7 protein-coding genes and 1 pseudogene are annotated in these 7,346 nt (G+C 59.0%); 5 read left to right on the top strand and 3 right to left on the bottom strand.

Annotation, left to right across the window (positions count from 1 at the left end; translation table 11 throughout):
• Positions 1-154: 154 nt before the first annotated feature.
• Positions 155-346, bottom strand: coding sequence for a hypothetical protein (locus PMI22_RS13175; protein ID WP_007946298.1), 192 nt, complete (start codon positions 344-346; stop codon positions 155-157).
• A pseudogene (locus PMI22_RS31390) lies at positions 343-510 on the bottom strand (PepSY domain-containing protein); the annotation flags it as partial. The gene PMI22_RS13175 and the pseudogene PMI22_RS31390, both read right to left, overlap by 4 nt.
• Positions 511-570: 60 nt before the next feature.
• On the opposite strand from PMI22_RS31390, the gene PMI22_RS30600 reads away from it, so the two are divergent.
• Together PMI22_RS30600 and PMI22_RS13180 are read left to right on the top strand one after the other, a co-directional pair.
• Positions 571-810, top strand: coding sequence for a DUF1214 domain-containing protein (locus tag PMI22_RS30600; protein ID WP_081502796.1), 240 nt, complete (start codon positions 571-573; stop codon positions 808-810).
• Positions 811-984: 174 nt separating this feature from the next.
• Positions 985-2,118: an aminotransferase class V-fold PLP-dependent enzyme gene (locus PMI22_RS13180; RefSeq protein WP_007946297.1), complete on the top strand. Its 1,134-nt coding sequence runs from the start codon at positions 985-987 to the stop codon at positions 2,116-2,118.
• Positions 2,119-2,174: 56 nt separating this feature from the next.
• On the opposite strand, the gene PMI22_RS13185 is transcribed toward PMI22_RS13180, so the two are convergent.
• Entirely contained in the window at positions 2,175-3,194 is a 1,020-nt protein-coding gene (locus PMI22_RS13185) for an amidohydrolase family protein (RefSeq protein WP_007946296.1), read from the bottom strand.
• A 346-nt stretch (positions 3,195-3,540) separates the two neighbouring features.
• Between PMI22_RS13185 and PMI22_RS13190 the strand changes: the two genes are divergently transcribed.
• From PMI22_RS13190 to PMI22_RS13200, 3 genes are read left to right on the top strand one after another with little or no spacing between them, the layout of a single operon-like run.
• A complete protein-coding gene (locus PMI22_RS13190; protein WP_007946295.1) occupies positions 3,541-4,965 on the top strand; it encodes an FAD-binding oxidoreductase in 1,425 nt (474 codons plus the stop codon).
• A gap of 26 nt (positions 4,966-4,991) precedes the next feature.
• Positions 4,992-5,939 carry a LysR family transcriptional regulator gene (locus PMI22_RS13195; protein WP_007946294.1) on the top strand — a complete coding sequence of 316 codons (948 nt, stop codon included), beginning with the start codon at positions 4,992-4,994 and terminating at the stop codon, positions 5,937-5,939.
• A gap of 47 nt (positions 5,940-5,986) precedes the next feature.
• Positions 5,987-7,306, top strand: a complete 1,320-nt coding sequence (locus tag PMI22_RS13200; protein ID WP_007946293.1) for an MFS transporter — start codon at positions 5,987-5,989, stop codon at positions 7,304-7,306.
• Positions 7,307-7,346: the final 40 nt, after the last annotated feature.

Below are 7,346 nucleotides of genomic sequence, written 5' to 3'. Positions count from 1 at the left end.
CTCTGGGCCAAAAGCGGACGGTCAAGCCACGTATGCGTCCAGCCAATAGTTGTAATGATCGAGCCTGAAACAGAGAGGCACCGGTATCAGTGGGGAAAGAAAATCGTAACGACTGTTTCGCCCCCCCACTCTGCGAGCAGAACGCCGATTACGATCACGAACGCGGTCGTTTTACACGACGCATGCGTATCCAGACCACCCCGACCAGCAGCAAAAGCACACCCAGGCTGAGCCACGACAGCACGTCATAGAATTCATCGCCGATCAATGCCGAAAGCAAACCGAAAAAGCTCAGCAGAGCCAACAGCAGCGGCCAACGAAATATCATCCAGAGACCGCGCCTCATGCCCTGCCCTCCGTTGCCAGGCCACTGGCTTTCAGCTCTGTAAGGCGCTTTTCCAACGGCACCTTGCGTCGGCCCCACCAGAGATACAGACCACTACCCAATACGACGATGGAAATCAGGTCGAGCAGTGCCCAGATGACCTTCAATGGCAAGCCACCATAGTCATTTGTGGACCAGATACCAGATACGCAAGGCTCGGGCGGTCATGTTCGGTACTTTTCCTTATGTATCCACGATTGCCGAGAGTTACAGGGTATAGCCGGCGATCAGGTACAAAACTGTACCTGATCAGCCTGGATTTACCAGTTACAACTCACACCCACAAAAAACCGCAGGGAGAGAATGCCGCTAACTGGCTTCCGGCACCCGAAGGCGGTTTCTACGTGATGTTGCGCCTTTACCAGCCTTCAGAGGACGTGCTTTCGGGCAAGTGGCAGTTGCCACAATTGAATAAAGTCAATTGAGAGACGGGGACGAACTGTCCCGATCATTGGCCAATAGCCTGGACTGAATGCCCGCTATTGGCTGTGGATTCAATCTTTCGACAGAAGTCGCAATTCAATCCCGAGCAATCTTGTCATTTGCCAAGGCTTAGGGCAGGGTCGATACCACTGACATCTCTGCCAAAGGAGTCACCCATGTCAAAGCTATATCCCAGTATCGATCCCGAGGGGCTGGTCGAGTACTCAGTGGTCTACACCGACCGCTCGCTCAACCACATGTCGCAGTCATTTCAAGCCGTGATGAAGAACATTTCCAGGACCCTGAAACAGGTCTACAACGCCCAGGCTGTTGCGGTGGTGCCGGGCAGCGGCACATTCGGCATGGAAGCGGTGGCGCGACAGTTTGCCACCGACCAGCAATGCCTGGTGATACGCAACGGCTGGTTCAGTTATCGCTGGAGCCAGATCCTTGAGATGGGCAACATCCCGGCGGACACCACGGTGCTGAAAGCCCGACCGGTCGACACGGGTCGCCAGGCTGCCTACGCCCCTCCCCCTCTGGACGAAGTGCTGGCAGCCATTGCGGCGCAGAAGCCGCAGATTGTCTTCGCCCCCCACGTTGAAACCTCATCAGGGATTATCCTGCCCGACGATTACCTGCGGGCCGTCGGCGACGCCGTGCATGCGGTGGGTGGCCTGTTCGTGCTGGACTGCATCGCCTCAGGCACGCTTTGGGTTGACATGCACAAATGCGCAGTCGACCTGTTGATCAGCGCACCGCAGAAAGGCTGGAGCGCCTCCCCTTGCTGCGCCCTGGTGATGTTCAGTTCTTTGGCCCTCGAGCGCATCGAGCAGACGCAAAGCAGCAGCTTCGCCTGCGACCTGAAAAAGTGGCTTCAGATCATGCAGGCCTACGAACAGGGCGGACATGCCTACCATGCGACCATGCCCAGCGATTCCCTCGCGCGGTTTAACGAAGTGATGAAAGAGACGCAAGCCTACGGTTTCGACAAGGTCCGCGACGAACAACAGGCTCTGGGTGATCGGGTGCGCGCAATGTTGACCGGCAAAGGCATCAAAAGCGTGGCCGCAGCCGGCTTTCAGGCCCCGGGCGTAGTGGTGAGCTACACCGATGATGCCGACATCAAGAGCGGCAAGAAATTTGCCAACCACGGCCTACAGATCGCCGCCGGAGTTCCGTTGCAATGCGACGAGCCGGCCGACTTCCAGACCTTCCGCATCGGTCTGTTCGGACTCGAAAAACTGCAAAATATCGAGCGCACGGTCAGCACCCTCGAGCAGGCACTGGACGAGGTGATGGTCAACTAAGCCCTCATCCGGCCCTGGGCACTGCCTACCCATCCGAGTCAATCGTGACGTATTGGTCAGGCAGTAAAGCCGAACAGGCGTTTGGGGGTCTCCCAAAGTATCTGCTGGCGGTCGCTGGCATTCGGGAACATCTCGCCGAAGTTTGTCAGAACGGTGCCCAACTCCATGTTTTGACGCGCGCGCAAGAACGGCCAGTCGGTGCCCCACATACAGTTTTCGGCAGTGAATGCCTGCAGCAATGCCAGTTGGTAGGGTTGGGCATCGGCATAGGGGTAACTCTGCCTGGAGTATTGCGACAGCCCGGAGAGTTTGACGAAGGTACGTCCGTTGCCGGCAAGAGACAGCAGTGCCTGGAAGGCCGGTTGTTGCAAGCCGGCACTGGCATCGGGCCGGCCGGAGTGGTCGATCAGCACACGCGGTCGGGTACGCTCAAGCAAGGGCAACAGCGCGAGCAACTGATCGTCCTTCACCTGGATCTGGGCAAACAGGTCCAGCTCGGCCAAGCGCCCCATCAGGGTATCAACCTTCAGAAAACGCTCGGGGCCCAGCAGCGCAGCGTTGAGTGCCACACCGATTACACCCTGCGCCTTGTACTGCGCGAGCGTCTCGCTGGAGATGTCGCTCGGCACGACGACGACACCTTTATGGCGCCCCTTGTTGCGCGCCAGCGTGTCTAGTAGACAACTGTTGTCGTAGCCATAAGCGGAGGTCGGCTGCACGATCACTGAATGGCGAATGCCATAGGCCTGCATGACCTGCTGGTAATACGCCGCAGGACCGACCTCAGGTCCTGCCGGCTGGTAGGTAGCGTCCGCGGGATAGGGGAATTGGACCGGGTCGATCACATGATGGTGGCAATCGATCTTGGGCTGAGACAACAGAGTGAGTTGTTGGGAATCCATAACCGGACCTGGTGATTGATCGCTGCCGGGTTTGTCTGCGCTTTGCTGACCACTGTTTGAGGCGGCCTGACTGAGGATCGGCATGCTGAGCGCGGCGCTGGCTGTCAGCACGACGGAGCTTTTTTTGAGCAGCGAGCGGCGGGAGAACCCGCTGTCATCGAAACGCATGGCCATGTTCAATTCCTTTGATTTATTAGTATGGCGGCTATAGCGAGTCAATCGCCGCTACTACCGTCAAGTCGGTAGCGTCGAACTTAAAGCAAACGCTTGCCCAGCGTCGTCTGTGAAGTCATTAAGCAGGTATCGGTTTTCCTTATGCCGGAAAAAAGCGCCCGCGCCGGCAGCGGACTACCCCAAGAACCGTTGGGGCCACCATCTGCCCCAGGGATAGGGCCATCTCTATTCTGCATAACCGCAAGCCCGTCCATGCGGCTAAGATATAGCCAACTCCACTCCCCGTGCCGGATGCCTCGTACTCCAACGACGCTCGGCATGAACAAAAACAACAGGAGATCCCTGCATGCAAGGCCCTGCGATCAATACGTTTGAATTCAAATCGCTGCCATCAGCGCTGCTCGAAGAACTGACTGCCCTGCTCGGTGCCAGGTTCAGTTCTTCAGCGAGTGTTCGTGAGCACCACGGCAGTGACATTTCCGCCCTTGATCCCATGCCGCCGCAAGCGGTGGCCTTTGTGAACAGCCTTGCAGAGATCGTCAGCGTGCAGAAGGCCTGCCACACCCATCGAGTGCCGATCATCCCCTACGGTAGCGGCAGCTCTCTGGAGGGGTGGTTACATGCGGTACACGGCGGCATCTGCATAGATGTGTCGGGCATGAACCAGATCATCGAAGTGCGCGTCGACGACATGGATGTCACGGTACAACCAGGGGTGACCCGCAAACAGTTGAATGCCGCCTTGCACGGGACCGGCTTGTTCTTCCCGATCGACCCGGGTGCAGATGCTTCATTGGGCGGCATGGCGGCCACCCGAGCTTCGGGTACCAACGCGGTGCGCTACGGAACGATGCGCGAAAACGTCCTGGCCATGACGGCCGTACTTGCCGATGGCCGTGTGCTGCAGACCGGCGGCCGGGCACGCAAGTCGTCGGCAGGCTATGACCTGACTCACCTATTGGTGGGCTCCGGCGGCACCTTGGCCACCGTTGCCGAACTGACGGTAAAACTGCACCCGATCCCGGAGGCCATTTCGGCGGCCGTGTGCAATTTTCCCAGTGTCGATCACGCGGTGCGCACGGTTATCCAGGCCATCCAGTTGGGCATACCGATGGCGCGCATTGAACTGATCGACGCATTGACGGTTCGCGCGCTCAATGCCTACAGCAAGACCACGCTGCAAGAGGCCCCTTCCCTGTTCTTCGAACTGCATGGCTCCGAGTCCAGCGTCAAGGAACAGGTGGAAACGCTACGCATGCTCGCCGACGAACAGGGTGGACAGGACTTTGAATGGGCGCTGCACCCTGAAGACCGCAGCCGACTTTGGCAGGCACGGCATGATGCCTACTTCGCCGCACTGGCGCTGCGCCCAGGTTGTCGCTCGGTCACGACCGATGCGGTTGTCCCTATCTCGCGACTGGCCGAATGCATTGAGGCGACGGCCATCGATCTGCAGGAACACGACTTGCTGGCCCCCATATTCGGCCACGTTGGCGATGGAAACTTTCATGCGGTGATCCTGATCGACCCGGCCGACCCGGCACAATTGGAACGAGCAACCCTCGTCGCTCACCGTCTGGCCGAACGCGCCATCGCCATGAACGGTTCGTGCACCGGAGAACACGGCGTCGGCCTGACCAAGCAATCATTCATGCTGTCGGAATTTGGCCAGAACGCGGTAGACACCATGGCGGCCATCAAGGCAGCGCTGGACCCACAACAATTGATGAACCCCGGGAAGATTTTTGCCCGCGGTACACCGGCGGCGTAAACCCGAGACTTGCAAGAGGTACGCTTATGGAAATCCGCCAGCTCAAATACTTCCTGGCCGTTGCCGATGCGGGCAGCCTTTCAGGAGCAGCCCGCAAGGTGCTCATCGCGCAATCGGCGTTGAGCAAGCAGATGTGCGCGCTGGAAGACGAATTGGGTGTGACGCTGTTCCATCGCAGCAATAGCGGCATCGCCATCAACGAGGCAGGCCAGGTGTTCTACGAGTATGCCTTGGGCATTCTCAAGCAATTGCGCGATGCCAAGGCGGCGGTCCTGCCGGGGCATGGCGTATTGACGGGTTCCATCGTCGTGGCGCTGCCGCAGAGCGTTTCACCGATCATTGCCCTGCCGCTGCTGCAGGCAGTGGGCCGGATCTACCCCCAGGTGGAACTGCAATTGAATGAAGAGTTGACCGGCAATCTGGTCGACCAGTTGATCCGTGGCAGTGTCGACATCGCGCTGTTCACGCCAACGGGATTGCCTGCGGAAGTGAGCTTTACGCCACTGATTGAAGAGGACCTCTATCTGATCCATCGCGCCAACGACCCTGAGGCGCCGCCACCCGGCGAGGTGACCCTGGCCCAGGCCGTCACGCGGCCGCTGGTCTTTCCCAGCAAGGCCCACAGTCACAGCACCCGGGCCATCGTCGATCGGGCCTTGGAACAGCAACAGCGAGCGCCCGCCGCAATAGCCATGGAAGTCAACTCGGTCTACATCCTCAAAAGTGCCGTCGAGGCTGGCATTGGACCGACCATCATGCCGCTCAATCTGGCGGTGCGGGAAGTGGCTGAAGGGCGCTTGGTTGCCCACCCCTTCGCTGCGCCTGGCGTATTCCGGACGCTGGGTATCTGCACCTGCGGAACGCGACCCGCCAGCAACCTGCGGACCTTGATCGCGCAACTGATAAGCCAGGTGGTACACGACATGTGCCGGTCAGGCGAATGGCCTTCGACACGCTTACTGCCTGCTACCTGAACAAGAGTTTCATCTTCGCTTCGACAACAACAATAAAGAGGCTAGACATGAACCAACCTCCACTCCCGGCGGGCGTGATGCCCGACCACGCATTGAAATCAGCCTACCGCAAGACGGCCTGGCGGATTATCCCGCTGTTGATCGTCTGTTATCTGGTCGCTTATCTGGACCGGGTCAACGTCGGTTTCGCCAAGTTGCAGATGCTCGACGATCTGAAATTCAGTGATGCCGTTTATGGCTTGGGTGCGGGCATTTTCTTCGTCGGTTACCTGATGTTCGAAATCCCCAGCAACATCGCCCTGCACCGCTTTGGCGCTCGCCGCTGGATCGCTCGCATCATGGTGACCTGGGGGCTTTTGTCGGCGGCGATGATGTTCATTGAGACGCCCCTGGCCTTCTACGCACTGCGTTTGCTGATTGGTATTGCCGAGGCGGGATTCTTTCCCGGCATCATCTTCTATCTCACCACCTGGTTCCCCAGCCATCGACGCGGGGTGATGACGGCGATGTTCATTACCGCCCTGCCCGTCTCGAGCATGCTCGGCGCGCTTATCTCGGGCTTTATCCTGCAAAACCTCAACGGCGTCGCGGGTTACGCTGGCTGGCAGTGGCTGTTTGTCATCGAAGGGCTGCCTGCAGTAGCCCTTGGGGCGGCAGTATTCTTCCTGCTGCGCGACAGAATCGCTGATGCGCATTGGCTCACGCCTGAAGAACGCCAGGGCATGCAGGCGGCCATCGATCGTGAGGCTTCGCAGAAACAGAGCCATCGCCTGCGCGACGGCTTGGTCAATCCGCAGATCTGGCTGCTCGGCGCCGTGTATTTCTGCCTGGTGCTGGGCCAGTACGTGATCAGCTTCTGGCTTCCGACCATTATCCGTAACAGCGGCGTGCAGCAACCGGCGGTGATCGGTGTGCTCAGTGCCATCCCCTATGCGGCCGCTGCAATCACTATGGTGCTGGTAGGGCGTAGTTCCGACCGGCGTGGGGAGTACCGCTGGCATTTGGCAATTTGCGCCAGCATCGGCGCACTGGGCATAGCCTTCGGCACCTATTTCGGCGACAACCTGTTGCTTGGCATGATTGGCCTGACCATCGGCACGGCCGCGATGGTCAGCAGCCTGCCGGTTTTCTGGGGCATGCCCAGTGCAGTGGTTGGTGGCGCAGCCGCCGCGACGGGCGTGGCGTTGATCAACTCACTGGGCAATATTGCCGGTTTCTTCAGCACGATTGTCGTGGGTTGGTTGACTCAAGTAACCGGCAATACCCATGCGGCGATGTACATCATGGCTTCGATACTGGTCGTCGGTGGTGGGCTCGGCTTGCTCGTTTACCGCCTGCGCCCGACACCTGTCGCCCAGACAGTTTAAATCGCCGACAGCACCTCCGAGTCAATTTTAAAGCACATGC

The organism is Pseudomonas sp. GM21 (assembly GCF_000282215.1).
Taxonomy (GTDB): domain Bacteria; phylum Pseudomonadota; class Gammaproteobacteria; order Pseudomonadales; family Pseudomonadaceae; genus Aquipseudomonas.
Note: the sequence above shows the minus strand (reverse complement) of the source record. Positions and strands in the feature narration are given on the sequence as shown.

What these genes read in the sequence shown, in the direction of transcription:
- PMI22_RS13175 (WP_007946298.1), bottom strand. Translation starts at nt 346, where the DNA reads ATGAGGCGCGGTCTCTGGATGATATTTCGTTGGCCGCTGCTGTTGGCT.
- PMI22_RS30600 (WP_081502796.1), top strand. Translation starts at nt 571, where the DNA reads ATGTATCCACGATTGCCGAGAGTTACAGGGTATAGCCGGCGATCAGGT.
- PMI22_RS13180 (WP_007946297.1), top strand. Translation starts at nt 985, where the DNA reads ATGTCAAAGCTATATCCCAGTATCGATCCCGAGGGGCTGGTCGAGTAC.
- PMI22_RS13185 (WP_007946296.1), bottom strand. Translation starts at nt 3,194, where the DNA reads ATGGCCATGCGTTTCGATGACAGCGGGTTCTCCCGCCGCTCGCTGCTC.
- PMI22_RS13190 (WP_007946295.1), top strand. Translation starts at nt 3,541, where the DNA reads ATGCAAGGCCCTGCGATCAATACGTTTGAATTCAAATCGCTGCCATCA.
- PMI22_RS13195 (WP_007946294.1), top strand. Translation starts at nt 4,992, where the DNA reads ATGGAAATCCGCCAGCTCAAATACTTCCTGGCCGTTGCCGATGCGGGC.
- PMI22_RS13200 (WP_007946293.1), top strand. Translation starts at nt 5,987, where the DNA reads ATGAACCAACCTCCACTCCCGGCGGGCGTGATGCCCGACCACGCATTG.